The sequence below is a fragment of the Aquiflexum lacus genome (assembly GCF_015476655.1).
In the GTDB taxonomy this organism is placed as follows: Bacteria; Bacteroidota; Bacteroidia; order Cytophagales; family Cyclobacteriaceae; genus Aquiflexum; species Aquiflexum lacus.
Genome location: NZ_JABFHF010000016.1, coordinates 17,054 through 42,758, shown reverse-complemented (window position 1 = coordinate 42,758; position 25,705 = coordinate 17,054). Strand labels below are relative to the sequence as shown.

At 37.8% G+C, this 25,705-nt stretch carries 24 protein-coding genes and 4 tRNA genes; 8 read left to right on the top strand and 20 right to left on the bottom strand.

The features are described from left to right. The first annotated feature begins 149 nt into the window (after positions 1 to 149). Genes HMJ38_RS14885 through HMJ38_RS14865 form a run of 5 tightly spaced genes read left to right on the top strand, consistent with a single transcriptional unit; the run spans position 150 to position 5,512 of the window. Positions 150 to 1,400, top strand: a complete 1,251-nt coding sequence (locus HMJ38_RS14885) for a nucleoside permease (protein WP_194975210.1) — start codon at positions 150 to 152, stop codon at positions 1,398 to 1,400. Then, on the top strand, positions 1,397 to 2,269 hold the full coding sequence (locus tag HMJ38_RS14880; protein ID WP_194975209.1) for a hydroxypyruvate isomerase family protein: 873 nt from the start codon (positions 1,397 to 1,399) through the stop codon (positions 2,267 to 2,269). The genes HMJ38_RS14885 and HMJ38_RS14880 overlap by 4 nt, the downstream gene beginning before the upstream one ends. Positions 2,270 to 2,297: 28 nt before the next feature. After that, positions 2,298 to 3,977 carry a GMC oxidoreductase gene (locus HMJ38_RS14875; RefSeq protein ID WP_194975208.1) on the top strand — a complete coding sequence of 560 codons (1,680 nt, stop codon included), beginning with the start codon at positions 2,298 to 2,300 and terminating at the stop codon, positions 3,975 to 3,977. Between the two features lie 17 nt (positions 3,978 to 3,994). Beyond that, positions 3,995 to 4,552: a gluconate 2-dehydrogenase subunit 3 family protein gene (locus tag HMJ38_RS14870; protein WP_194975207.1), complete on the top strand. Its 558-nt coding sequence runs from the start codon at positions 3,995 to 3,997 to the stop codon at positions 4,550 to 4,552. A gap of 57 nt (positions 4,553 to 4,609) precedes the next feature. Continuing rightward, on the top strand, positions 4,610 to 5,512 hold the full coding sequence (locus HMJ38_RS14865; protein ID WP_194975206.1) for a sugar phosphate isomerase/epimerase family protein: 903 nt from the start codon (positions 4,610 to 4,612) through the stop codon (positions 5,510 to 5,512). A 117-nt stretch (positions 5,513 to 5,629) separates the two neighbouring features. On the opposite strand, the gene HMJ38_RS14860 is transcribed toward HMJ38_RS14865, so the two are convergent. The 5 genes from HMJ38_RS14860 to HMJ38_RS14840 all read right to left on the bottom strand — a co-directional run bounded on the left by HMJ38_RS14860 (position 5,630) and on the right by HMJ38_RS14840 (position 6,919). Beyond that, complete coding sequence (locus tag HMJ38_RS14860) at positions 5,630 to 6,283, bottom strand: MCP four helix bundle domain-containing protein (RefSeq protein WP_194975205.1); 654 nt, start codon at positions 6,281 to 6,283, stop codon at positions 5,630 to 5,632. Positions 6,284 to 6,452: 169 nt separating this feature from the next. Continuing rightward, positions 6,453 to 6,525: transfer RNA gene (locus HMJ38_RS14855), tRNA-Lys, on the bottom strand. Between the two features lie 107 nt (positions 6,526 to 6,632). Further along, a tRNA-Arg gene (locus tag HMJ38_RS14850) sits at positions 6,633 to 6,706 on the bottom strand. Between the two features lie 13 nt (positions 6,707 to 6,719). Continuing rightward, positions 6,720 to 6,793: transfer RNA gene (locus tag HMJ38_RS14845), tRNA-Pro, on the bottom strand. A gap of 50 nt (positions 6,794 to 6,843) precedes the next feature. Further along, positions 6,844 to 6,919: transfer RNA gene (locus HMJ38_RS14840), tRNA-Lys, on the bottom strand. A gap of 377 nt (positions 6,920 to 7,296) precedes the next feature. On the opposite strand from HMJ38_RS14840, the gene HMJ38_RS14835 reads away from it, so the two are divergent. Then, complete coding sequence (locus HMJ38_RS14835) at positions 7,297 to 7,935, top strand: tetratricopeptide repeat protein (protein ID WP_317174533.1); 639 nt, start codon at positions 7,297 to 7,299, stop codon at positions 7,933 to 7,935. 1 nt (position 7,936) lies between these two features. Here HMJ38_RS14835 and HMJ38_RS14830 read toward each other — a convergent pair whose 3' ends face one another. The 8 genes from HMJ38_RS14830 to HMJ38_RS14795 all read right to left on the bottom strand — a co-directional run bounded on the left by HMJ38_RS14830 (position 7,937) and on the right by HMJ38_RS14795 (position 15,856). Further along, positions 7,937 to 8,563, bottom strand: coding sequence for an LON peptidase substrate-binding domain-containing protein (locus HMJ38_RS14830; protein WP_228780073.1), 627 nt, complete (start codon positions 8,561 to 8,563; stop codon positions 7,937 to 7,939). Between the two features lie 125 nt (positions 8,564 to 8,688). After that, entirely contained in the window at positions 8,689 to 9,363 is a 675-nt protein-coding gene (locus HMJ38_RS14825; protein ID WP_194975202.1) for a hypothetical protein, read from the bottom strand. 102 nt (positions 9,364 to 9,465) lie between these two features. After that, positions 9,466 to 10,470, bottom strand: a complete 1,005-nt coding sequence (gene gap / locus HMJ38_RS14820) for a type I glyceraldehyde-3-phosphate dehydrogenase (protein WP_194975201.1) — start codon at positions 10,468 to 10,470, stop codon at positions 9,466 to 9,468. 313 nt (positions 10,471 to 10,783) lie between these two features. Beyond that, positions 10,784 to 13,012, bottom strand: a complete 2,229-nt coding sequence (locus tag HMJ38_RS14815; protein ID WP_194975200.1) for an NADP-dependent isocitrate dehydrogenase — start codon at positions 13,010 to 13,012, stop codon at positions 10,784 to 10,786. 244 nt (positions 13,013 to 13,256) lie between these two features. Next, positions 13,257 to 14,063 (bottom strand): amidohydrolase, encoded by an 807-nt coding sequence (locus tag HMJ38_RS14810; RefSeq protein ID WP_194975199.1) that lies wholly within the window; start codon positions 14,061 to 14,063, stop codon positions 13,257 to 13,259. 67 nt (positions 14,064 to 14,130) lie between these two features. Further along, positions 14,131 to 14,685: a peptide deformylase gene (gene def, locus HMJ38_RS14805; protein ID WP_194975198.1), complete on the bottom strand. Its 555-nt coding sequence runs from the start codon at positions 14,683 to 14,685 to the stop codon at positions 14,131 to 14,133. Next, positions 14,682 to 15,095 carry a Holliday junction resolvase RuvX gene (gene ruvX, locus HMJ38_RS14800; RefSeq protein ID WP_194975197.1) on the bottom strand — a complete coding sequence of 138 codons (414 nt, stop codon included), beginning with the start codon at positions 15,093 to 15,095 and terminating at the stop codon, positions 14,682 to 14,684. Before ruvX ends, def begins: the two co-directional genes overlap by 4 nt. Further along, positions 15,095 to 15,856, bottom strand: coding sequence for a hemerythrin HHE cation-binding protein (locus tag HMJ38_RS14795; protein ID WP_194975196.1), 762 nt, complete (start codon positions 15,854 to 15,856; stop codon positions 15,095 to 15,097). Before HMJ38_RS14795 ends, ruvX begins: the two co-directional genes overlap by 1 nt. Before the next feature lie 165 nt (positions 15,857 to 16,021). Between HMJ38_RS14795 and HMJ38_RS14790 the strand changes: the two genes are divergently transcribed. Both HMJ38_RS14790 and HMJ38_RS14785 read left to right on the top strand, forming a co-directional pair. Beyond that, the gene (locus HMJ38_RS14790) at positions 16,022 to 17,662 is read left to right on the top strand and encodes a S41 family peptidase (RefSeq protein ID WP_194975195.1); all 1,641 of its coding nucleotides are present in this window, start codon (positions 16,022 to 16,024) and stop codon (positions 17,660 to 17,662) included. 168 nt (positions 17,663 to 17,830) lie between these two features. Then, a complete protein-coding gene (locus HMJ38_RS14785; RefSeq protein ID WP_194975194.1) occupies positions 17,831 to 18,277 on the top strand; it encodes a VOC family protein in 447 nt (148 codons plus the stop codon). A 96-nt stretch (positions 18,278 to 18,373) separates the two neighbouring features. On the opposite strand, the gene HMJ38_RS14780 is transcribed toward HMJ38_RS14785, so the two are convergent. From HMJ38_RS14780 to HMJ38_RS14750, 7 genes are all read right to left on the bottom strand, one after another. Next, positions 18,374 to 18,970 carry a porin family protein gene (locus tag HMJ38_RS14780; RefSeq protein ID WP_194975193.1) on the bottom strand — a complete coding sequence of 199 codons (597 nt, stop codon included), beginning with the start codon at positions 18,968 to 18,970 and terminating at the stop codon, positions 18,374 to 18,376. Between the two features lie 81 nt (positions 18,971 to 19,051). Continuing rightward, entirely contained in the window at positions 19,052 to 20,125 is a 1,074-nt protein-coding gene (locus tag HMJ38_RS14775) for an alanine racemase (protein WP_194975192.1), read from the bottom strand. Continuing rightward, positions 20,125 to 20,565 carry a GNAT family N-acetyltransferase gene (locus HMJ38_RS14770; RefSeq protein WP_194975191.1) on the bottom strand — a complete coding sequence of 147 codons (441 nt, stop codon included), beginning with the start codon at positions 20,563 to 20,565 and terminating at the stop codon, positions 20,125 to 20,127. The genes HMJ38_RS14775 and HMJ38_RS14770 overlap by 1 nt, the downstream gene beginning before the upstream one ends. Then, complete coding sequence (locus tag HMJ38_RS14765) at positions 20,558 to 22,000, bottom strand: sodium:solute symporter family protein (protein WP_194975190.1); 1,443 nt, start codon at positions 21,998 to 22,000, stop codon at positions 20,558 to 20,560. The genes HMJ38_RS14770 and HMJ38_RS14765 overlap by 8 nt, the downstream gene beginning before the upstream one ends. 188 nt (positions 22,001 to 22,188) lie before the next feature. Then, a complete protein-coding gene (locus tag HMJ38_RS14760) occupies positions 22,189 to 22,938 on the bottom strand; it encodes a succinate dehydrogenase/fumarate reductase iron-sulfur subunit (protein ID WP_194975189.1) in 750 nt (249 codons plus the stop codon). A 25-nt stretch (positions 22,939 to 22,963) separates the two neighbouring features. Then, on the bottom strand, positions 22,964 to 24,898 hold the full coding sequence (locus HMJ38_RS14755) for a fumarate reductase/succinate dehydrogenase flavoprotein subunit (RefSeq protein WP_194975188.1): 1,935 nt from the start codon (positions 24,896 to 24,898) through the stop codon (positions 22,964 to 22,966). A 44-nt stretch (positions 24,899 to 24,942) separates the two neighbouring features. Next, complete coding sequence (locus HMJ38_RS14750; RefSeq protein ID WP_194975187.1) at positions 24,943 to 25,626, bottom strand: succinate dehydrogenase cytochrome b subunit; 684 nt, start codon at positions 25,624 to 25,626, stop codon at positions 24,943 to 24,945. Positions 25,627 to 25,705: the final 79 nt, after the last annotated feature.

The window sequence follows — 25,705 nt, the reverse complement described above, 5'->3', positions numbered from 1 at the left end:
GAGATCTCAATTTCATATTACCTTATTTGTGAGTTAGATTCACAAAAATTAAAATTAAGCGAAAAAGCCTGAATTTTAAACATAAAAGCAAATACTTTATCAACTCGGTCTTTGAAAAAAGCCGGCAATAAACCCAAAATCCAATTCCTATGCTATTTGGAATAAAAGTCCGGCTTTCATTTATGATGTTCCTTGAATTCTTTGTTTGGGGTTCTTGGTATGTGACAATGGGAACCTTTTTGGGGGCAAATCTAGGAGCGACAGGTACTCAAATAGGAGCAGCTTTTTCTACCCAATCTTTTGGTGCTATCATTGCCCCTTTTATCATAGGATTGATTGCAGACAGGTATTTCAATGCCGAGAAGATCCTTGGAATTCTTCATTTAACAGGTGCTGCATTGTTGTTCTTTTGCTACAGTGCGGATTCATTCGTAAGCTTCTATCCTTTTATTTTTATGTACATGGTATTGTACATGCCAACCTTGGCCTTGGTCAATTCCATTTCATTCAGGCAAATGAAGGACAATACCAAAGAGTTTGCACCTATCAGGGTATGGGGTACTGTAGGTTGGATAGCTGCTGGCTTGGCCATTAGTTACCTTTTTTATTGGGATTCAGTGGACAGCATGAAAGATGGTCTCTTGAAAAATACGTTTTTGATGGCATCCATAGCCTCTTTGGCTTTGGGGGTTTTCAGCTTTACTTTACCCAAAACCCCACCAAGAGCTGATAAAAGTGAGAAAGTGAAAGTTTCCGATCTCTTGGGGCTTGATGCAATCAGATTATTGAAAGACCGTAATTTTGCTGTTTTCTTTATCGCTTCTATATTGATTTGTATACCGTTGGCGTTTTATTATCAGAACGCTAATCCATTCTTAGCGGAAATCGGGGTGACTGACCCAACAGGCAAAATGACAATCGGCCAAATTTCCGAGGCTTTTTTCCTTTTACTCCTTCCCTTTTTCTTCAAAAGATTTGGATTCAAAACAACCTTACTTGTAGGGATGATGGCGTGGGTGGTACGTTATGCGCTTTTTGCAGTTGGAGATGCCGGTGGTGGTCTTTGGTTGTTGATTGTAGGAATAGCGCTACATGGCATCTGTTATGATTTCTTTTTTGTATCAGGACAGATTTACACTGATTCCAAAGCAGGCCCAAAATTCCAATCTGCTGCTCAAGGACTTATCACCTTGGCCACCTATGGTATTGGTATGTTGATTGGTTTTGGCGTTGCCGGATTTGTCACTGATTTATATTTACAATCCGATGGTACACATGATTGGCAGTCTATCTGGATGATTCCGTCGGGGATTGCTATATTAGTAGTCCTGTTTTTTTTGATTCTCTTCAAGGATGAACTCAAAAATATTAAACCTATAACCAAAACAATAAAAACATGACCCTACTTAGCCGAAGAAATAGCTTGAAAAAAATCATTTTAGGCACGGCAGCAGCTGGAAGTCTTCCACTTATGGATGTGCAAGCCCAAGAATATAACTCCCCATTAAAAGGAAATGTAAACCATGCTGTATGTCATTGGCCTTTTAACCCAATGACTATTGAAGAACTGTGCATTGGGATAAAAAAAATCGGTTTCAATGCCATAGATCTCGTCGGACCAAACAATTGGCACATTTTAAAGGCAAATGGTGTAGAATGTTCCCTTTGCAATGGGGCTGATATGGGTATCGTTAAAGGCTGGAATGACAAACAAAATCATGAACAATTGATTAAAGGTTATACAGAAGTAATTCCCCTTGTGGCGAAAGCAGGTTATAAAAATCTCATTGCTTTTAGTGGCAACAGAAACGGAATGGACGATGAAACTGGTCTGAAAAACTCTGCCGAAGGTCTGAAAAGAATAATGGATCAAGCAGAAAAAAACAATGTTGTAATCATCATGGAATTACTCAACAGCAGAGTAGACCATCCTGATTATATGTGTGACAAAAGTGCATGGGGAATAGAACTATGTAAAATGGTGGATTCACCAAATCTCAAATTGCTCTATGATATATATCACATGCAGATCATGGAAGGGGATCTTATTAGAACAATTAAAAGAGACCACCAATATTTTGGCCATTACCATACAGCGGGTAACCCCGGAAGAAATGAAATAGACGAAACTCAGGAAATCAATTATCCTGCCGTTGTCAGAGCTGTATTAGATACAGGATACAAAGGTTACTTCTGTCAGGAATTTATTCCAAAATCAGCAGACAAAATGGCCTCTTTGGAGCAGGCAATTAGAATTTGTGACTTATAATAATTAATATATTGAAAAAGTGAAAATTATGGCAGATCAAACTTATGATGCAATTGTTGTCGGTTCCGGTATTAGCGGTGGTTGGGCAGCAAAAGAGTTAACAGAAAAAGGACTTAAAGTCCTAATGCTAGAAAGAGGACCTAATGTAGAACATATAAAGGATTACAAAACAGCCACGTTGGCACCATGGGAAATTCCACATCGTGGAAGACGAACAATTCAAATGTTGGAAAACCATCCTAATTTAAGAAGAGATTATGTTTTGAATGAACTGAATCTAGATTGGTGGGCCCACGAGTCAGATTCCCCATATGTGGAAAAAAAGCCATTTACATGGTTTAGAGGATATCAGGTTGGAGGAAGGTCCCTTCTTTGGGGAAGGCAAAGTTATAGAATCGGTGATATTGATTTTGAGGCCAACTTGAAGGAAGGTATCGCTATCGACTGGCCAATCCGATATAACGATCTAGCACCCTGGTATAGCTATGTAGAAAAATTCGCCGGTATATCAGGCAACAAAGATGGGCTACCCCAACTGCCCGACGGTGATTTTCAGCCACCCATGCCACTCAATTGTGTCGAAAAGGATGTAGCTGAAAGGGTGAAGAAAGCATTTGATGGCAAACGATTGGTAACAATCGGAAGAGTTGCCAACCTTACACAACCATTAGAGGGAAGGACCCAATGTCAATTCAGAAATAAATGTTCTTTAGGATGTCCATTCGGTGGTTATTTCAGCACCCAGGCTTCCACCTTGCCGGCTGCAATGAAAACCGGAAACCTAACCTTAAGGCCTTGGTCTATTGTAACAAGACTCATCTACGACAAGGACAGCAAGAAAGCCACAGGTGTTGAGATCATTGATGGTGAAGACAATAAAACCTATGAATTCAATGCAAAAATCATTTTTCTCTGTGCTTCTGCCTTGAATTCTGCTGCTATTTTAATGCGTTCTGCTACGGATGTTTGGCCTGAGGGATTAGGAAGCAGTTCAGGTGAATTGGGCCATAATGTAATGGATCATCATTTTAGATTAGGAGCCAATGGAATTGCAGAAGGCTATGAGGACAAATACTATTTTGGAAGAAGACCTAATGGTATATATATTCCAAGATTCCGAAATGTTAATGGAGACAAGAGAGATTATATTCGTGGATTTGGGTATCAGGGAGCTGCTAGCCGTTCGGGATGGAGCAGAAATGTGGCAGAAATGAATTTCGGTGCACCACTTAAGGAAGCCCTTAGTGAACCAGGACCTTGGAGTATGGGTATGACTGCATTTGGAGAAATTTTGCCCTACCATGAAAACCACATCAAATTAAGCAAAGATGTAAAAGACAAATGGGGGATTCCAGTTTTGGAAATGGATGCTGAAATCAAAGAAAATGAAAAGAAAATGCGAGTGGATATGATGAATGACGCCGCTGAAATGTTAGAAGCTGCAGGATTGAAAAATGTGACCACATTTGATAGAGGTTACACTTTCGGACAAGGAATCCACGAAATGGGAACTGCTAGAATGGGAAGGGATCCCAAAACCTCTGTACTTAATGGAAACAATCAGGTATGGGATGCTAAAAATGTTTTTGTTACTGATGGCGCTTGCATGACTTCGGCTGCGGCACAAAACCCCTCTTTGACTTATATGGCATTGACTGCCAGAGCTGCCGACTTTGCAGTTAACGAATTAAAAAAAGGAAATCTATAATCTAAAAAAATTGAATCATGGCAATGAACAGAAGAGATGCAATAAAAAGCTTCGCGCTGATGATGGGAGGCACCATGGTGGGAGCCAATGCCATCCTTTCAGGTTGTGCGCCGGAGGATCAAATCGTAGGCCTTGAATTTTCTCCAAAAGACATCGCTTTTTTGGATGAAATAGGAGAGGCCATCATACCCACTACCGATACCCCGGGCGCAAAAGCCACTAAGATTGGTGAGTTTATGCAAATGATGGTCAAAGACACCTACAACGCCGAACAACAGCAAACCTTTTTAAATGGCTTAAATTACATTAAAAAGGATTTCAAAACATCCAAAGGCAAAGACTTTATGGATGCAAGTGTGGAAGAGCGGACAGCCTATCTAAATGAGCTAAAAACAAAAGCAATAGAAACTGAAGAAAAAGGACCAGCAGTGATCGGTATGCTTCAGGATTTGACCGTTCTAGGGTATTTTACCTCTGAAATCGGCGCAACTCAGCAATTACATTATGTTGAAGTTCCAGGGAGATATGATGCCTGTATAGAGTATAAGCCTGGGGATAAGGCTTACGCAATTTAATTTATCAATAAACCCAAGAGGCTGTTTTTTGACAGTCTCTTTTAATTTAATCCCAGCATGAAAAACAGAAGAAAATTTATTCAGTTGAGTGCTGTAATGGGAGCCGGAGCTTTTCTCCCACTACAGTTTTGCGCTTCTCCAAAAAAAGAAACAGTAGAAGGAAACGAAGCATTATTAGGAGCCGCTAAAGGTATTTTGGATGATTTTGGTCTTCAACTTTATTCTGTAAAAGAAAATATGGCCGAAGATCCAGTCGCCACAATCAAAGCAATAGCCAAATACGGCTATACTCAAATAGAGGGTTTTGATGGCGGGAAAGGTATTTTCTGGGGAATGAAAAACACCGAATTCAAATCACTTACAGATGACCTTGGTTTGGATTTCATTGCTTCCCATGTGGACACCTTTACAGATTTGGAATCCATAGCTGAGCAAGCCGGTGCCATTGGCATGAAATACCTCATCAATCCTTGGGTTGGTCCACAAAAATCCATGGATGCGTTCAAGAAATTGGCAGATGATTTTAATAAACAGGGTGAAATATGCAAAAAGCATGGAGTCAGATTTGCTTATCACAATCACGGTTATACTTTCGAGGAATTGGAAGGACAGATTCCCCAAAATTATTTGATGGAAAATACTGATCCAGCCCTTGTGGATTTTGAAATGGATACCTACTGGGTGTATACTGCTGGTTTTGATCCAATAGAATATATTAAAAAATACCCAAACAGGTTCACTTTGGGACATGTCAAAGATAAAGATGGAGATTTGGATTTTTCAGAAGCAAATGGTTCTATAATTGTCGGAAAAGGTATCATGGACTTTCCTGCCATTCTACGAGCAGGTAAGGATAATGGGATGAAATACTTTATCGTAGAACAGGAAAGATTTGAAGGAACCACCCCAATGGAAGCTGCTGAGAAAAATGCTGCTTTTATGAAAAATCTGATATTTTGAAATTACAATTTTAAAATTCCAGTATTCTCCAAAGCCATTTCAGCTGAATGGTTATGGAGAGTACTTGGATTTTTTTGTTTCAACTTCCCAAGACAGTAACTGCTCTGGAGATTAAAATCAATCAATAAAATCGGCTTTAATAGATCTTGAGGTATAGATTAAAAGATAAATTATGATCAAAAGTATCACTAAAGCAGCCACCTCGAACTGCGCCCAAATTCTGGACCGATTGACCACTTTATCAGAGTTATTTGCGAGCTTTTGACCTTCCTCAATCTGAATTAGAGAAAGCTTCTCCAAATCGGAAATTGCCCTTTCGATATAAGAATTATACTCTTTTACAGACTTGGAATTGATCCCTGTCTCATCGGAATACAGAAGCGCATATTCTGATATCCGTAAATTTTTTTCAATTATGTTCCTAAAATCAGTCAAAAACTGATCTTCCGTTAATGTTAATTTTGTTTTTTCGAAGCTATCCACAAGCAAGAGTATATCCTCTTCATATTCACTGATTTCATCAATCACGTGACTGTAATCGCTTTCAAACTCACAATGATTAACAAGGAGCTTGATTCTAAAAAGTTTTTCAGATATCGAAAAAATATAACTTTCAACTACTAATCTATCTTCGTAAAAAGAAACAAAACTATCACCAAGCTCATTGAAGTTTTTTCTTTCCAGTATGTTTTTACCGAATATCATCACAATAATTATCGTCAGAATTATAGCAACTTTAAGTTTTCGGTTTTGTGGTTGATTTTTAGGCATAGCACAATTTGGATTATAAATGGCACACTGTTAAACACATAATACAATGTTCACTTGTATTGGTGTGAATCGATCGTCAATTAAAATTTTTGCATTGAAATAACCTAAAGAAAGCGTAAATATTAAATTTTTTTAAAATAAAAAAGCCTCCCTTTTGAGGAGGCTTTTGTGATCCCGCTGGGATTCGAACCCAGGACCCATACATTAAAAGTGTATTGCTCTACCAGCTGAGCTACGGAATCATATTTTATTTGTTCTACCATCCCGATAACTATCGGAAGACGGAATAAATTAATGGATAGTCCATTAATAAATTGAGCATCCCAGCAAAGAGATGCTCAGTGTTTAGTGATCCTGTCAGGAATCGAACCTGAAACCTACTGCTTAGAAGGCAGTTGCTCTATCCAATTGAGCTACAGGACCGTGATAAATTAAGTCGGGGTGGCAGGATTCGAACCTACGACCTCCTCGTCCCAAACGAGGCGCGATACCGGGCTACGCTACACCCCGAACTTTATTTTTTGGTGGAAAGTCTGACTTTTCAAACTTGTTTTACACTTTGGTGATCCCGCTGGGGCTCGAACCCAGGACCCATACATTAAAAGTGTATTGCTCTACCAGCTGAGCTACGGAATCATATTTTATTTGCTCTACCATCCCGATAAATATCGGGACACGGAATCATATTTTATTTGCTCTACCATTCCGATAACTATCGGGATACGGAATCATGCTTTTACACTCTACCATCCCGGTCAACATCGAGATACTAATTAGGCATTAAATTCTTCACTTTTGAAGATTTTTATCATCTTGGTTCCCAATAATTATTGACACTGACAACTGACAAGAGGGAGATTTGATTTGCTTTTTTTTAAATCATTGCCGTAATTGGACTGCAAATTTAAGCCGCTGTATTTAAAATGCCAAACCCAAATCGAATCTTTATCACAAAATTTATAATATTTTTTATCACCTTTTTACAAAGCTTTAATTGTCAGGCTGATATATCCATGCTACAAAAAGCAGATTCTTTGTTTGTGACAAAGAATTATCAAGAAGCTATGGTAATCTATGAAGGTTTGCTCCAAAACGATCAAACTTACTCTCCTGCTATGCTGTTGAAAATGGCTTTTATTTCAGAAGGAATTGGAGATTATTCAAATAGCAGTTTTTACTTGGCTAAATTTTATGACCTAAACCCCACCCCAAGAGTTATTACCAAAATCAAAACTTTGACTGAACAGAATAATTTAATCGGCTATGAACTTAACGACAAAGATAGGTTTATGAAATTTTTAACCGATCTTCAATTGGAAATAACATCTGTATTCTCCTTCCTTTTGATATTATCTCTTACTTTATTGTTTGTATTCAAAAAAAATGCTGAAAAACCAATACACTATCTTCCTAGTTTAATTTTCCTTACGTTAGCTTTCCTTACCAATAATTTTCTTTCCCAACCAAATACAGGGATTATTACCGGGAGTCCAACTCTAGTAATGGATAGACCAACAGCTGCTGGAATACTATTGAATGTTGCCTATCCCGGACATCGGGTCGTGATCAATTCCTCAAAAGATATTTGGTATGAAGTTAAATGGGAGAATCAAAAAGGATTCATTAAAAAAGAAAACATCACCCCACTTTAAATTAAAATTCTAATGGGTCAAAATTTTTGAAATGACCATTCATCTTAATTTTATTTTTAGCAGCTTCAATATCCCGGAGTATTGGAATTACTTTTAATAAATGTTTAATAAGATATTTCACTCTTTCTTCCTCCTTATCCATTAACAAAAGTTCATATTCTTCCTCTAGTTTTAGACCAATTTTGTGTGCATAAGTAAAAGAATTTACTTGTAAGGGGATCAAATCAATATCATAATTCATCAACCTGAACAGTTCCTTCAAATAAAAAAGATATTCTGAATAAATATTTTGAAAAATATTCTGATCATTCTCGTAAAACATTACCCTTCCGCCGGCATATAACTTTTGAGGCATAGGGTTTTCCAACGTAATTATCTCAAAAACCTTTTTCCCAACAGTTTTGATATCCACTCTACCATCTTCGTAGACTTTAGAAACCTCCTTAAGTTCAACTTCCGTACCTATAGGCATCAATTTATCTAAGTATACGGCTATACCAAAAGAGGTTTTTTTCTCGACTATATCAGTAATGAGTTGTTTATACCTCGGTTCAAAAATATGAAGATTAATCTCCTCACCTGGAAATGCAACAAGCTTTAATGGGAATATTGGAATGTAAGTTTCCATATATCTCATTAACTTAATTGACTCCTTTTAGTTACTCAAAATAGGGGAAAACTTAAAAATAATTTTCAGAATTTTTCCTTAAAAAAATGGATGTACTATTCTTTTGTTACAAAATTACCCAATAGTTATTGTTTTATTAACGCTTCGTGAAGAGTAAGAACCATTTGAGGAGACATATAAAGGTTCCGTATTTTATTCTTGTAATCCTCCTCAAATCCATCATTGTCAAGAATAAAATTTTTGTTTGCCAAAATCTCATTACCTAATCCACAACCTATGGCATATCCATCTGCTGTTAGTTCTGCTTCTGTTACTCTCTTCTTGGACATCAAATACCTCGCGCCAAAATGCATCATATCAGCCGATGATCTATTCAAATAATCCATCACATGTCCCAATTCATGTCCAATCCATCCGACCAAAGCATCAAAAGGAACATTTTCTATCGCCAACACATCCCCATTCCCAAACTCCAATTGTCTTGAGATTTTTACCCTGTACTTTCTTCTTTCTTTTCCATCAACAAACAATGAAAAAATCTTAGGCTGTGCCTGCATTACTGCTCCTGATATTTTTTCTTTGAATTCAAAAGAAATATCCACTTCCTCCAATTCAGGGAAATACGATAATGCTGTTAAAACAGGCTCCAATATGGCAATGGGAATTGCCTTATTCTTCAACTTAACTATTTCATCAGGATCAAGATTTTCTTTTTTGGGGTGATTAGAAGAACTGTCTGATTTGGTTTGGGGTAATTCAGGATTTCCCAAAAAGAAAATCCATAACAATAATAAATACATAACTCTCAATAAATTTCAAGTGTCATATTAACAAAAAAAATGTCATTAACCAAAAATGAAGAAATAATAAAGGGGCTTTTGATGCCCCTTTTATTAATTAAATTATTTTCCGGCTATAAAAACCAAAAGATCTACAACCTTGTTAGAGTAACCCCACTCGTTATCATACCAGGCAACTACTTTTACAAACGTGTCACTCAATGGAATGCCTGCACCTGCATCAAAAATTGAAGTCCTAGGATCACCATTAAAATCAGTTGAAACAACTGCATCTTCGGTATAACCCAAAACACCTTTCATACTGGTTTCAGATACTTCCTTCATTTTTGCACAAATTTCCTCATAAGAAGCACCCTTTTTTAGCCTTACAGTCAAGTCCACAACCGAAACATTGGGAGTAGGAACCCTGAAGGCCATACCCGTAAGTTTTCCGTTCAATTCTGGTATTACTTTACCAACGGCTTTGGCAGCACCTGTAGATGAAGGAATGATATTTTGCGCAGCTCCTCTACCTCCTCTCCAATCTTTTGCAGACGGTCCATCAACAGTCTTTTGGGTTGCAGTGGTGGCATGTACAGTTGTCATCAACCCCTCTTCTATACCCCAATTATCATTGAGCACCTTGGCAATTGGTGCCAAACAGTTTGTAGTACATGAGGCATTAGAAACAAAGTTCATATCAGATGTATACTTGTCTTCATTGACTCCCATTACAAACATAGGAGTATCGTCTTTGGAAGGCGCAGACATGATTACTTTCTTTGCACCAGCTTCGATATGCCCTTGTGCTGTTTCTTTGGTAAGAAAGATACCTGTGGATTCAACCACATAATCAGCACCTACCTCACCCCACTTTAGGTTAGCCGGACTTTTTTCAGCAGAAACCCTGATTTCATTACCATTTACTACTAATTTCCCATCTTTCACATCCACACTACCTTCAAATCTTCCGTGCGTGGAATCATATTTTAGCATATAGGCAATATAGTCTACATCTATAAGGTCATTGATGGCCACAATCTGAACATCACTTCTGGTTTGTGCTGCCCTGAATACCAAACGTCCGATTCTTCCGAATCCATTGATTCCTACTTTAATTTTGCTCATAGTTATTTTATTTATTGTTGTATTGGTTATACTATAAAAAGAAACAGTTTACTTCTTAAAATCTTATTCACATAAATAATTAAGTCTTATATTGACCTAAAATTACCAAATTTATCCCTCTCCCCAAAATATTTAAAGATTTGAAAATGAACATTTTAAAATAAAAATAAATACAATCGATTGCGGGGAATTGATCCTAAAACCAATCTACTGATAATCAGAAGAATAATTTTTCGAGGTATCCCCTAAATAACTGGATAAAAACAAAAAAGCGGTTTCCACCGCTTTTTTACTCACTTTTTTAAATTTGTATTTATATCGATGCCAATATTTTATTGAAGGTTTCACTTGGACGCATTGCCTTGGAAATTTTATCAACATCTAGTTTATAATAACCTCCTATATCCATATTTACACCTTGAACTTGGTTAAGTTCTTCCACGATTTTTGTTTCATTTTCAGCCAGGGCTTTAAATATTGGGATAAAATTCTTTTTAAGATCTTTATCTTTATCCTGTGACGCCAAGGCTTCTGCCCAATACATCGCCAAATAAAAATGACTTCCTCTATTATCCAGTTCTTTTGCTTTCCTTGAGGGTGATTTATCCTTTTCTAAAAACTTCCCCGTAGCTTCGTCGAGGGTTTCTGCCAACACTTTTGCTCTTTCATTGGCGTGTGTATCCCCCAAATGCTCCAAAGATACGGCCAAAGCCAGAAATTCCCCCAATGAATCCCATCGCAGGTGATTCTCTTCCAAAAATTGTTCTACGTGCTTAGGGGCAGAACCTCCTGCACCGGTTTCAAAAAGCCCTCCCCCATTCATTAAGGGAACAATCGAAAGCATTTTGGCACTTGTTCCTAACTCCAAAATCGGGAACAAATCAGTAAGATAATCTCTAAGAACATTCCCCGTCACAGATATAGTGTCCAAACCATCTTTGATTCTTTCCAATGAAAACCTTGTCGCCTCAACAGGAGACATAATATGAATTTCCAGTCCTTTGGTATCATAATCGAGTAGGTATTTTTCTACCTTCTTGATCAATTCAATATCATGGGATCTACTACTATCCAGCCAGAATACGGTAGGTACCCCTGTTGCTCTTGCTCTGTTCACAGCAAGTTTTACCCAATCCTGAACCGGAGCATCTTTGGTTTGGCACATTCTCCAGATATCCCCTTTTTTCACGCTATGTTCAATCAAAACCCTTCCTGAATCAGAAACAACCTGTACAGAGCCATCAGTCGCTATTTCAAAGGTTTTATCATGTGATCCATATTCTTCAGCTTTTTGAGCCATCAATCCTACGTTGGGGACACTACCCATAGTTCTGGGATCGAAGGCTCCATATTTTTTGCAAAAGTCTATGGTTTCTTGGTAAACTCCTGCATAGGACCTGTCAGGGATTACGGCTTTGGTATCCTGTAGCTTCCCTTCTTTGTTCCACATCTGACCTGATGTCCTGATCATGGCAGGCATAGAAGCATCGATGATAACATCACTTGGAACATGAAGATTTGTAATTCCCTTGTCAGAGTTGACCATGGCAAGTTCTGGCCTTTGAGATAGGCAAGCATTAATTTCTGACTCTATCTCAGATTTTTTATCTTTAGGCAAATCTTTGATTTTAGAAATTAAATCACCGAAACCATTATTCACATCGACGCCTAACTCCTTAAGAGTTGATTCGTATTTCTCAAAAACCGGTGCAAAAAAAACTTTGACTGCATGACCAAAAATGATAGGATCTGATACCTTCATCATGGTTGCTTTCATGTGTAATGAGAAAAGCACTTCAGATTTTTTAGCATCACTAATTTGTTTTTTGAAAAATTCATTCAATTCTCTAACGCTTAAAACAGCCGCGTCAATTACTTCACCTGCTTTTAATGCCAAATTGGATTTCAGGGTCTTCTTAGAACCGTCCGATAAGACATGGATAATATCAATGTTGCATTCCTTCTCAATGGTTACAGACTTTTCACTTCCATAAAAATCACCCTGTTCCATACTTGATACATGGGTTTTAGAATTTGGAGACCATTCACCCATGCTATGTGGATTATTTTTTGCGTAATTCTTTACCGCCAATGGAGCTCTTCTATCGGAATTGCCTTCCCTCAAAACAGGATTTACAGCACTTCCTTTTACTTTGTCGTATCTGGATTTGATAGATATCTCTTGATCATTTTTTGGATCATCGGGATAATCAGGTAACGCATATCCCTTAGCCTGCAGTTCTTTAATGGCTGCTTTCAATTGTGGAATAGATGCCGAAATATTTGGCAATTTAACAATATTGGCATCAGGATTTTTTGCGATTTGGCCTAATTCTGCCAAGTCATCATTGATCCTTTGCTCAGGTCTAAGGAATTCAGGGAAGAGCGCAATTATTCTTCCTGATAGGGAAATATCCCTCGTTTCCACTGCAATCTCAGCAGAACCTGTAAATGCATTTACTATCGGCAATAATGAATAAGTGGCTAAAGCAGGGGCCTCATCGGTCAGCGTATATAGAATTTTTGCTGTTTTTGTGGTCATTTTTTGTAATTTCAAATACGTTTAACAAATTCTTTTTTGAAAAGTCATTGAAAATGGTTCGATCCTTAAAGAAGGGCTGAAAAGCCCGAGAGAACCGACTATTCCAATATCATGGGCCAAATTAAACAAATTATCCCAGTTTGAAAGTTGGATTTTGTTGATCGGCAGAATTCAAAAGATTGCGCTATTTTTTGAAAAATAATCAATTTGGATGCTTAAACTCAGAACAGCATGCTTTTCCTACTCATTTCAACTGAAATTGATCTCCATCCATCCATGCTGGAAACTTAGTCCTATAATCTCTCAGTGCATCCAGATTCAATTCAACGATTAGTATATCCTCTTTTTCATCTGCAAAAGAAAGCCTTTCTCCTTTGTAATTATATGCAGCAGAATGTCCACAATAAGGGACATCATTTCCATCCTTACCGATTCTGTTCACCCCCAATGAGTAGCAGAGATTTTCTACTGCCCTTGCTTTAAGCAAGATATCCCAAGCATTTATCCTTGGGCTAGGCCAGCTAGCTACATAAAATAAAAGATCATATTCCATATCACTTTCCTCAACCCTGTTTCTTGACCAAACTGGAAATCTTAGGTCGTAACAAATTTGCGGCATTATTTTCCAACCTTTCCATTGAAAAACCTTTTTTGTGGTTCCCATATCAAAATGAGCCTCCTCATTGGCCATTCTAAAAAGATGCCTTTTGTCATAAGAGTCAATTTCACCGTCAGGCGCTACCCAAAGTAATCTATTGTAATATTTACCCGAATCATTGATGATGATACTGCCCGTCACTACTGCATTACTTTGGGCAGCCATTTGCTTCAGCCATCTTGTAGTATCTAGGTTCATCGGTTCTGAAACTTCCTGAGTATCCATGGTAAACCCCGTAGTAAACATCTCCGGAAGAATTATAAGATCTACAACCTGATCCAGGTTCATGATTTTTTCTTCCAACATCGCCATATTGGCGATCTTGTTTTTCCAGTACAGATCAGTTTGAACCAAAGCAATTCTTAGAGATGTTGAATTTTTTTGATTTACCATGAAAATATTTAATTAATTGAATTCAAATAAGATAGAAATCTTGGTGATTATCTAAATAAACCTTAGCTCATCGGACAGGATAAATCATACGGTAATCAGTTGACACTTTCCCTTTACTGATATCAATCAATTTGCTCTGTACCATTCTTTTTTTGAGACCTTTGAGATAATCAATAAATAATATTCCTTCAAGGTGGTCATATTCGTGTTGAATTACCCTAGCAGTCACTCCTGAAAACTCCTCCTCTTTGAGATTCCAATTTTCATCAAAATATTCGATAGTCAGTTTTTCGGGCCTAATGATATCCGCCCTAACTTCGGGTATGCTCAAGCATCCTTCTTCAAACCCAAAATTATCTCCGTATTCATCCAGAATAATCGGATTGATAAATGCTCTTCTAATGCCTTTTTCCTCATCCTCCTCATCTAGCATCAAACTACTGTCAATCACAAAAAGACGAACTCCTTTATTGATTTGAGGTGCTGCTAATCCAACACCATTGGCATGGTCCATGGTACTGAACATGTCCTGAATCAATTCAGACAGGTTTTCACCTTCATTGATTTCTTCTGCTTCTTTCTTTAATATCGGATTTCCGTAAGCAACTATTGGGTAAATCATATTTGTTCCAAGTAGGATTGTAAGATAATTGCGGCACTGACCTTGTCAAGATTGCCTGCTTTTTCTTTTCTGTCTTTTTTTTTGCTTCCCATGGCAATCATACTTTGCATGGCCATTTTGGAAGTATATCTCTCATCAATTAAGACAAGTTTTTTATCAGGGTAGATTTTTGATAGTCTGTTCCTCAGGCTTAACACCCTTGGTGTCATTTCATTAGGGGTACCATCAAGTCTTTTCGGGTGACCCAATACAATGACATCTACTTCCTCCTTTATGAAGTAGGCGGTAAGAAAATCAATCAGTTTTGAAGTTTCTATTGTTTCCAGAGGATTTGCCAACATTTTCAGCGTATCTGTAACTGCAATACCTGTTCTTTTTGTTCCCAAATCAATTGCTAAAATTCTGCCCATCAGTTATTGCTTATTTTTTTCCTTACTTTTCTGAGAACCTCTTTTTCAAGTTCAACAGCTTTGGGGAAAAGCAAACGGTCTTCAATTTGGGCATGAATGATGAGTTCTTTTTCAAAAACCTGTAGTTCATGATAGAGCACTTTCATCGAAATCGAGGCATCAGCTGGCAGAAAATAATCATTGGTCAACTTCCTGATACCTTCCATTTCATCATCATGGGTATCATGGGCTTCAGCAAGCGATACAACTGGACTTCCTTCCAGAATATGGATGGCATCTGATATCCTGTATTCGTCTTCCTCAATTTCATGAAGCAGTTTGATGCGCTGAAAAAGTTTACTTTCTTCCTCATGGATATGATGAATAAAATCATTTACAAAAAGCGGAAACATGATCCTCATATCAGCAAGAATATTTAAATAGATCGGCTCTTCCACCTTAATCCCGGAAACCATATTGGACAAAAATGGCAACTCTTGTCTCAGAAAATAGTAATGCTTCCTTTTTAAATATGAAACCAGAACTTCTATCGGATGAAGATAAAGCTCTTCGGATGTGGGTTCTTTCCTCTTTGCCCATGCTTCCAATTCATCGATCAACTGTTTGGGGTTGATTTTGAATTTCTTACAGACTTCGAGCAATGAATTTTGTTCATATTGAAAAAAACTTATCCCAAAATAATGCAAAACGGATGCAAAGACATAATTATCGGACACAAGGTCTTTAATTGAGGTTTTCTGAATATCTTTGGGATTCAACATAAAAACAAAATTAATTTATTTTAGCTTAATAAGAGACATAACATTCATCAAAATTGAATTTCTTGCGTTTATAAAAACGAAATGGTTTAAAATACTGTTTAAACATAAGTTGAGTTTATTTTGAAGAACCCAAAAAAAATTACCACTTATTAATTGAAGGAAATTGTGAGCGAAATCAAAAACACCAAACAGCAAATCAGATTGCCTATAATCCTAGCACTTGCAATTTCAGCAGGCATATGGATTGGAGCAACATTCGCTGAACCCAAAACAGACAGAAATGACCTGAAAGCTGCTATTTATAAACTGCAGGAAATAATCACCTACATCAACCGTGATTATGTTGACAGTGTCAATACAAATGAGTTGGTAGAGTTCGGAATTCAAAGGATGTTGGAAAAACTTGATCCCCACTCCAGTTATATACCCGCTAGAGATGCTACCTTGGCGAAATCTGATCTTGATGGTGCATTTGATGGAATTGGTGTTGAATTCGGCATCATAAGGGATACCATTTATGTAGTAGCACCTTTGACCGGGGGGCCATCGGAAAAGCTCGGCATTCAATCGAGTGATCAAATTATAAAAGTGGATGGTAAAACAGTCGCAGGAACAGGGATTACCAATAGAGATGTGTTTGATTTGCTCCGAGGACCCCGAGGAAGTAAAGTTGTCGTTGACATTAAAAGAAAGAATCAAAATGAATTGATCTCCTATGACATTATCAGAGACAAAATCCCTCAGTATAGCATAAACGCAACCTACATGGTCAATGATGAAATCGGCTATATTAAAGTGACAAGATTTGCAGCTACTACCCATGAAGAGTTTAAAAAATCAATCCAAGAACTGAAAGATCAAGGAATGAAGAAGTTGATTTTGGACCTTCAGGGAAATCCAGGGGGTTACATGGGAGCAGCCATCAATATCGCAGATGAAATCTTAGACGAAAATGCACTTATAGTTTCTCAAGAAGGCAAACTTAGCAGATATAACCAAAAAGCTTATGCCGTCAAACCAGGTTTATTTGAAGATGGATCTGTCATTGTTTTGATCAATGAAGGAAGCGCATCAGCATCCGAGATCGTTGCAGGTGCCATTCAGGATAATGACCGTGGTCTAATTGTAGGGAGAAGGTCTTTTGGGAAAGGGCTGGTACAGATGCCAATAGATTTATCTGATGGGGCCGAACTCAGGTTAACCATTGCAAGGTATTATACCCCTTCAGGGCGATCGATTCAAAAACCTTATGGAGATGACAATGATTATGGTAGCGACTGGATGAACAGGTTTGAACACGGTGAGTTTTTTACAGCTGACAGCATCAAGTTCGATGATAGTTTAAGGTATGAAACCAAGGGTGGAAGAGCTGTTTTTGGTGGTGGAGGAATCATGCCTGATTTCTTTGTTCCATTAGACACCACCATGACAAGTGCATATATCAACAGGTTGTTTAATTCAGATTCTTCAAGGGAATTCATCTTGGATTACCTTGAAAAAAACAAGAAAAAGTTTGAAGGAATGAGTTTTGAAGAGTACTACAATAAATATCAGGTAACTGAAGAAATGCTTCAATCCTTGATAAAAGTAGGTGAGAAAAATAATGTCAAATTTGATGAAAAAGATTTTAGGAAGTCGAAAGATTATCTTAGGATTCTACTCAAAGCCCATATGGGCAGAAACATATTTGACGACAATGCATTCTACAAGGTAATCAATGAAGCTGTCAACGAGGCCTATCAGCAAGCACTCAACTTATTCGATGAAGCTGAAAATCTTGCCTTGGCTCCGAAATCACTTGATTAAAAATTAAGGTTAGAAATCGGTTGAAAATATTTATTATTAAAATAAGCCTTACCGGTTAGTAAGGCTTATTTTTTTCCACTTATCCTTCTTATACTCAAAAAGAGATGTTAAAGGCAGGATTTAAAAACCAAAAGAGTTATATTTCAATTACAATAACCCAAAACTAAAATGAAAAAAATCCTTACTTCCTTAATTATAATTTCGGGTTTTTTAATGATGAACCATAAAAGCATGGCGCAGGCTAAAATCACACACATCGCAGTCTATGTAGAAGATTTGAAAAGAAGCACTGATTTCTATACCGGTGTATTCAATTTCACAGAATTAGATGAACCTTTTAAAGATGGGTTACATGCATGGTTGGATATCGGCAATAATTTGTCCATGCATATTATTGAAGCTCCTTGGGAACCGGTCACCATCAATAAAATCAATCATATTTGTATTAGCATTCCTGATATGAATGGTTTTATAGCCAACTTGAAAAAATTAGGGATCGAATATGAAGATTGGCCCGGCAAAAAAAACACCATCAACATTAGACCTGATGGTATCAAACAGATTTATATAAGGGATCCGGATGGCTATTGGCTGGAGGTAAATGACGAGTATTGATTTGCCTGATTTTATAAAATAATACACTAAGAAAAGAGGTCCTGACGATGTCAGAACCTCTTTTCTATTTAAATCCTTAAAGGATTAAAATTCATCTTAGAATGTATAACCTAAGGAAACTTTGAAACCTCTATTGTAGATTTCCGAATTACTGTCTTCGAACACAGGGGTCAATCCCAAATCATAAGAAGCCTGCACATTCAATCCTATTGGGAGCGTATATCCTGCACCTAATAAAACTCCAAAATCAGTCTTATTAATAGCCTCCGTATCAAATCCATAAGTTGACCCAAAGAAATCTCCTTCAAACCTTGATGATGTCAAAAAAGAAACTTGACCACCACCAAAGAAGTTTAATCCTTCAGAAAAGTAAACTCTGAAAATTACAGGTACATCGACGTACCCCAATACAGCCCTTGATTTGATCAAATCCTCATTTTGGGTTCCTTTGACAGCATAATAAACACCCGGTTCTATTGCCAATGACTCTCCTATAAAGAATGTATTGTACAAACCAAAATGGTATCCAATTCTATTGTCGTAATCATTGTTGGAAGCATCTTCTCCTCCAAAATTAAAGAGGCTCGCACCTCCCCGGATACCAAATCCCCCTCTTCCATCATTGGAACTTTGGGCTATAGCTCCAAAAGATACTAAACTGAATAAACCGATAATAAATAGTATTTTTTTCATGGTAATGATAGTTGGTTTTGATACAATATGTCCAATACCATGCCAGAGAAAAAACTTTGAACTAAAAAATAACTAAATTACTTATTCAGAAATAACCTTGTCAACATAACTGGAATTCAATATCCCTAAGGCACCCATATATTTTAAATTGAATTTGATTATATCACCAACTTTATACTCTTTAGGGTTGGTTCCAAGATTGAGTATCAACATATCAGAACTTGCTCCAAGAATTTCAAATTCTCCATCCTCGGGAATCAGATATTTTGGATCTACATCCAAAAGCCCAATATCAAGTATCGCCCTAAAAGAAGATTTGCCATAAAGCTGTTGATCAATTTCGATGATTTCACCTTGAGGATTTGCAGCAAAAGTTCCCGACGGTAACAATGGTTTTTCTTGCATTTCGATGATTTCTGCATTCAATTCAAATACATCACCATGCATGCCATCAATAATCTTTTCTTCAAACAAATCCACACCAAAATACAGTGTTTCCCCTACCCTGAAATGATTGATTCCTTTAGGTAATTGCTTGTGCAGCATCAATGGTATGGTTACAGAAGTACCGGCTGAAACCCAAGGAATTTTTTTATTGAATTTGAGTTCAATGATCTGCTTGTATAAAGAAAGCTGAATAAGTTTGTCCGTAGAAGGCATTACGCCATTGAGGCAATTGAGATTGGTGCCCAATCCGATGATTTCAATATTGGGTAGTTCAAATATTTGCGCATAGAACTCCAACAAATGGTCACCCATGACTCCTTCCCTGAGGTCACCGGTCTCAACCATGATGATGATTTTATGGGTCTTTCCTTGCTTGACCGATTCTTCAGATATCCATTTGATAGTGGTCAACTCACTGTTGAGACTCACATCGGCATATTTAACCATTTTGGCAATATTCCTTTTGGATACAGGTTTGACATACACAGTTTGAATTTCCGAGTTGATTTCCTTGATTTTTTCAAGGTTGCTTATCCTAGAGTCATGGATTTCCTTTACTCCGAGATTTATCAGTTCCTCTAAGAATTTTCTATTACCACATAAAAGTTTAGAAACTACCCCCCAGGAAATATCACTGTCTTCAAACATCGCTTTAAGGTGTTCAAAATTTGCTTTGAGTTTGGTTCTATTTAAGGTTAGGTACGCCATTATTTTTTGAGTCTCATTTCCAGGTATTTATTCGTAAACCCTAGTTTTTCATATAATTTTCTTGCAGGATTATCCGCTTCTACGTGAAGCGCTATATCGCCATTGGCCATTTCGATGGCAGTTGTCATCAATTGCTTGCCCACTCCCTTTCCCCTTTGGGAAGCATCCACGGCAATATAAACAAGTATATTTTCAGGAATATAACCTGACATGCCTGTTTTATTAATGACTACAGCCCCAACTATTTTTCCTTTTTCTCGTGCCAAAACTGCAAACCCACCCTTGTCCACAGCCTGATCCAAGGCATAATCAAGACATTTCATGATATCATTGATCGGATCACCATACTGTTCCAATTGTACAAACAAAAAATCTGCTATCTCTTTTTTCTGTAAAAAGGTAGCTTGGTCTGCGGTGGATATAATTTCTATTTTATGCATATTCATTAATTTTATTTTGAATTTTCGATTCTCTATACTTATTAACAAGCAAAAACACTGCTAAAGAGGCAAAAACACCAAAGAAATTCGGATCAAGCCCTAAAGGTAAGTTTATAGGCAATAAACCCAGAATCACTGTGACAGCCCCTCCTGTAATCATGGCAGCTATGGCAGCTTCGGGATTCCTTTTCTTTGTAAATAATCCGAATAGGATGGGTACCAAAAGACCTGAAACCATAAAAGCATAACTGTACAACATCAAATCCAAAACATTGGTCATCTGCATAGCTACAATCAGGGCTATGATTCCCAATATCAGTGTGAACAATTGCCCATATAAAATCTGCTGACTTTCTTTTTTCTTATTCAGCCATTTTCCAAAAATATCTGTGGACAAGTTCCCCGATGCCGCCATCAAACAAGAATCAGCAGTAGATAGGACCGCGGAAAAATAAGCTGCCATCATCAAACCCAATATACCCGGAGGAAGAATCGTCCTCAACAGTATAGGTAATCCCATTTCAGGATCCAAAGTTTCCAAATCAATGAGCAACAATCCTTGTTCAAAAGCTACTCTTGAAAGCAACCCCAAAGAAACTCCCATAAAGGCCATTATAGGCCACTCGAATAAACCTGCTATAAACCAAGCTTTTTGCGCGGATTTGGTATCTCTGCTGGCATAAATTCTCTGATACAATGTCATCCCGATAAACCAGATTGGTAAGATCGTAATGCCCCAATTGGCGAAGTCTTGCCATCTGAGATTGGAAAGACTGAAAAACTCCTGAGGCAATGTAGCCTGAATGACTTCCCATCCACCCACATGAAAATAGGCAACAGGAAGACCAATAAATATAAACCCCAACATCAGAATAATCCACTGCACCGTATCTGTATAGATAACCGCTTTCAATCCACCCAAAACAGTGTAAACCACCGCGATAACCCCCATCATCAACAAGGCCTCGGTCAATCCCAGTTCAATAAAAGTACCCGAAGCCAGTTTTGCACCTGCCAATAATTGTGACGAAGTGAATCCAAGGTATCCTATTAGCGAAATCACAGCAGCTGCAATCCCCACCTTCCTGTCAAAAAGATGTTTGAATATCTGTGGGAAAGTATAAAAATTAGCAAATGCCTTGTCCTGCTTTATCCTCGGAATCAAAAATACGGCAGCCAACCACGCCCCCAACAATCCTGTAAACAGCATCCAACTGCCTGAAAGCCCCATTACAAAACCCAATCCTCCAAGTCCAACAGAGAATCCTCCGCCAACATCCGTGGCCACTACCGAAAGACCAATATGCCATGGGCCTATATTTCTTCCACCGACATAATAATCATCCTGACTCTTGTTTTGGCGCATAAAATAGTACCCCACTCCAAGCATCAAAATCATGTACCCGACAAATATGCCGAGATCAATAAAATGCATTTATTTCCTTGTTTGTAAAATCTGACAAATTCTCTAAATAATATTAATTTTCAAAGTTAACATTATTTGAATTAGTCTAAAAGAAAGAAAACATCTAAATACGACAATATATGAATATTGAAATTTGAGATTCATATAGTCACAAAAAAAGCCGGACTGACCGGCTCTTATTTATATTTGATTTAACATCAGACATTCTGACTGCTGACCACCGCAGAGAAATATTCCCTATTCATCCTGGCAATATTGGAAATACTGATGCCCTTTGGGCATTCGGCCTCACATGCACCTGTATTAGTACATGCACCAAAACCTTCAGCATCCATTTGGGCAACCATTTTTTCAGCCCTGGTTTTTCTTTCCACCTGACCTTGTGGCAACAATGCCAATTGGGAAACTTTTGCAGAAGTGAACAGCATAGCCGAAGCATTTTTACAGGCGGCTACACAGGCACCGCAACCGATACATTGCGCAGCATCCATCGCCATATCGGCAATGGTTTTTGTGATAGGAATTTCATTGGCATCAGGAACTCCACCTGTATTGACCGAAACATATCCGCCTGCCTGAATAATTCTATCAAACGCAGAGCGATCAGTTACCAAATCTTTGACTACAGGAAATGATTTTGCCCTCCAAGGCTCTATGGTAATGGTCTCACCATCATTGAATGACCTCATGTGGAGTTGGCAGGTAGTGGTCTGTAATGGACCATGTGGATTTCCATTGATGTACAAAGAACACATCCCGCAGATACCTTCCCTACAATCATGGTCAAAATGAACTGGATCTTCTCCCTTTTCAGTCAATTGTTCATTCAACACATCCAACATCTCCAAAAACGACATGTCTTTAGAAATATCTGTAACTTTATATTCTTTAAAACCTCCTTTGTCGGAGTGATTTTTCTGTCTCCAGATTTTCAATGTAAGATTCATTGCTCTGATGATTTTAATTTTCTAATTACTTATAACTTCTTTGGGTCAACTTCACATTTTCAAACACAAGAGGCTCTTTATGAAGCGCTTCTTCTTTTCCTTCTCCCAAATATTCCCATGCAGCGACATAGGCAAAATTTTCGTCATCCCTAAGGGCTTCACCTTCAGGAGTCTGATATTCTTCTCTGAAATGTCCACCACAGGATTCATCTCTATTGAGCGCATCATCCACCATCAACTCTCCTAGCTCAATGAAATCCGCTACCCTATGGGCTTTTTCTAAGGACTGATTCAATTCTTCATTATCTCCAAGCACATTGACATTGGTCCAGAATTCTGCTTTCAATTCTTTGATCATTGCCTTAGCTTTGGTAAGTCCCTCGGCATTTCTGGCCATTCCACAGTAATCCCACATGATTTTTCCTAATCTCTTATGAAAATGGTCTACAGTCTTTTTACCCTTGATGCTAAGTAATTTTTGAATTCTATCCTTAACTTCTTTTTCTGCTGTTTTAAATGCCTGATCATTTACATCCAATTTGGCTGCAGCCGATTGGGCAAGGTAATCACCCACAGTGTAAGGAATAACAAAATACCCATCTGCAAGGCCTTGCATCAATGCGGAGGCACCCAATCTATTGGCTCCATGATCGGAGAAATTAGCTTCTCCCAATGCATACAATCCAGGTACATTGGTCATTAAATTGTAATCTACCCAAAGACCTCCCATGGTATAATGAACAGCAGGATAGATCATCATTGGACCCTCATATGGATTGTCCCCTGTAATCTGCATGTACATGTCAAAGAGGTTACCATATTTGGCTTCTATGGTACTTTTCCCGTCGCGCTTGATGGCATCTCTAAAATCCAAAAATACTGCCTCTCCTGTCTCATTGACTCCTCTACCCTCATCACACATATATTTGGCATTTCTTGATGCTACATCACGTGGAACCAAATTACCAAAAGATGGGTACTTTCTTTCCAAGAAGTAATCTCTTTCTTCCTCTTTAATATCATTGGCCGAAATCTGCCTTTTTCTCAGTTTTTCGGCCATTTCAACGGTTGCAGGAACCCATACCCTACCGTCATTCCTAAGGGATTCAGACATCAATGTCAATTTTGACTGATGATCACCTGAAACGGGAATACAAGTTGGGTGGATTTGCGTGTAACTGGGATTAGCCATTAAAGCGCCTTTTTTGTGGGCCCTCCAAGCTGCGGTAACATTTGAACCCATTGCATTGGTGGAAAGAAAAAACACATTCCCATAACCACCTGTGCAAAGTAATACTGCATGTGCAGCATGTGATTCAATAGCTCCTGTTATAAGGTTTCTGGTAACAATTCCTTTGGCTTTCCCATCAATTGTTACCACATCCATCATTTCTGTTCTTGGATATAATTTTACTTTACCATTGGCAACCTGTCTGCTGAGTGCAGAATAAGCTCCTAAAAGTAATTGTTGACCTGTTTGTCCTTTGGCATAAAAAGTTCTTGAAACCTGCGCGCCACCAAAAGACCGGTTTGCCAACAGGCCTCCATATTCTCTTGCAAAAGGCACCCCTTGGGCCACACATTGATCAATGATATTTACAGAAACCTGAGCCAGCCTGTAAACATTGGCTTCTCTTGACCTGTAATCCCCACCTTTGATGGTATCATAAAACAATCGGAATACAGAATCTCCATCATTTTGATAGTTTTTAGCAGCATTGATGCCACCTTGTGCAGCGATGGAATGCGCTCTTCTTGGACTATCCTGAAAACAAAATGCCTTGACATTGTAACCAAGTTCTGCCAAAGACGCAGCTGCTGAAGCTCCTGCTAGTCCAGTTCCAACTACTATTACTTCATATTTTCTTTTATTGGCCGGGTTGACCAATTTCACGTTGAATTTATGTTTGGTCCATTTGTCTGCCAATGGGCCTTCGGGTATTTTAGAATCTAGTATCATCTAAATAAGATTTTATATTTCTACATTCAATTAAATCTGCTGGATCAAAGTGTTTGGATATACATGACCAGAGGAATCAGTGCAAATAGTGCTGGAACTATAATTGAAAAGCCAAAACCGACTTTTTGAATCAAAGGTGAATATTTTGTATGATTTAGACCAAGGGTTTGGAATGCACTTGCAAAACCATGTGAGAGATGAAATCCCAAGAAACCCATACAAATCACGTAAAAGGCGACATAAAATACATTAGAGTATGCTTCGGAAACAATAACAAAAACATTCTTATAAGTAATGCCTTCATAAACTGCCGTTGGTAATTCCCCAAATTTGAACTCATACCAAAATCCCCTTAAATGAACAAGAATGAATATCAATAGGATTGTTCCCAATATCCCCATGTTTCTAGAAGACCAAGAACTGTTATTTTGTGGTCTGCTTATCGCATAGCCTACAGGTCTTGATTTTTTGTTCTGTCTGGTAAGGATTATTGAATAAATAACATGAAGTAAAATAAATGCAAAGTTGCCATAAGAAACGACTTTAATTAAAGGGTTATTGGCCATGCTGTGTGCATATATATTGAACGACTCACCATTGTCAGAAATAAGTAACTGTAAATTCCCAGCCAAATGCACGACCAAGAATAATATCAGAAATAAACCTGTTAGAGCCATCAATAATTTTTTGCCCAGCGTGCTGTTTAAGGTTTTTGATACCCAACTCATATTATTTTTTCTTAAGTGTTCGATTGATATTTGGTTATAAAACTATGGCGCCAAATTTACATGTGGAAAGCTTAGTAAA

Coding starts and splice junctions, on each gene's coding strand:
- HMJ38_RS14885 (WP_194975210.1), top strand. CDS start 150: ATGCTATTTGGAATAAAAGTCCGGCTTTCATTTATGATGTTCCTTGAA.
- HMJ38_RS14880 (WP_194975209.1), top strand. CDS start 1,397: ATGACCCTACTTAGCCGAAGAAATAGCTTGAAAAAAATCATTTTAGGC.
- HMJ38_RS14875 (WP_194975208.1), top strand. CDS start 2,298: ATGGCAGATCAAACTTATGATGCAATTGTTGTCGGTTCCGGTATTAGC.
- HMJ38_RS14870 (WP_194975207.1), top strand. CDS start 3,995: ATGGCAATGAACAGAAGAGATGCAATAAAAAGCTTCGCGCTGATGATG.
- HMJ38_RS14865 (WP_194975206.1), top strand. CDS start 4,610: ATGAAAAACAGAAGAAAATTTATTCAGTTGAGTGCTGTAATGGGAGCC.
- HMJ38_RS14860 (WP_194975205.1), bottom strand. CDS start 6,283: ATGCCTAAAAATCAACCACAAAACCGAAAACTTAAAGTTGCTATAATT.
- HMJ38_RS14835 (WP_317174533.1), top strand. CDS start 7,297: ATGCTACAAAAAGCAGATTCTTTGTTTGTGACAAAGAATTATCAAGAA.
- HMJ38_RS14830 (WP_228780073.1), bottom strand. CDS start 8,563: ATGGAAACTTACATTCCAATATTCCCATTAAAGCTTGTTGCATTTCCA.
- HMJ38_RS14825 (WP_194975202.1), bottom strand. CDS start 9,363: ATGTATTTATTATTGTTATGGATTTTCTTTTTGGGAAATCCTGAATTA.
- gap (WP_194975201.1), bottom strand. CDS start 10,470: ATGAGCAAAATTAAAGTAGGAATCAATGGATTCGGAAGAATCGGACGT.
- HMJ38_RS14815 (WP_194975200.1), bottom strand. CDS start 13,012: ATGACCACAAAAACAGCAAAAATTCTATATACGCTGACCGATGAGGCC.
- HMJ38_RS14810 (WP_194975199.1), bottom strand. CDS start 14,063: ATGGTAAATCAAAAAAATTCAACATCTCTAAGAATTGCTTTGGTTCAA.
- def (WP_194975198.1), bottom strand. CDS start 14,685: ATGATTTACCCAATAGTTGCTTACGGAAATCCGATATTAAAGAAAGAA.
- ruvX (WP_194975197.1), bottom strand. CDS start 15,095: ATGGGCAGAATTTTAGCAATTGATTTGGGAACAAAAAGAACAGGTATT.
- HMJ38_RS14795 (WP_194975196.1), bottom strand. CDS start 15,856: ATGTTGAATCCCAAAGATATTCAGAAAACCTCAATTAAAGACCTTGTG.
- HMJ38_RS14785 (WP_194975194.1), top strand. CDS start 17,831: ATGAAAAAAATCCTTACTTCCTTAATTATAATTTCGGGTTTTTTAATG.
- HMJ38_RS14780 (WP_194975193.1), bottom strand. CDS start 18,970: ATGAAAAAAATACTATTTATTATCGGTTTATTCAGTTTAGTATCTTTT.
- HMJ38_RS14775 (WP_194975192.1), bottom strand. CDS start 20,125: ATGGCGTACCTAACCTTAAATAGAACCAAACTCAAAGCAAATTTTGAA.
- HMJ38_RS14770 (WP_194975191.1), bottom strand. CDS start 20,565: ATGCATAAAATAGAAATTATATCCACCGCAGACCAAGCTACCTTTTTA.
- HMJ38_RS14765 (WP_194975190.1), bottom strand. CDS start 22,000: ATGCATTTTATTGATCTCGGCATATTTGTCGGGTACATGATTTTGATG.
- HMJ38_RS14760 (WP_194975189.1), bottom strand. CDS start 22,938: ATGAATCTTACATTGAAAATCTGGAGACAGAAAAATCACTCCGACAAA.
- HMJ38_RS14755 (WP_194975188.1), bottom strand. CDS start 24,898: ATGATACTAGATTCTAAAATACCCGAAGGCCCATTGGCAGACAAATGG.
- HMJ38_RS14750 (WP_194975187.1), bottom strand. CDS start 25,626: ATGAGTTGGGTATCAAAAACCTTAAACAGCACGCTGGGCAAAAAATTA.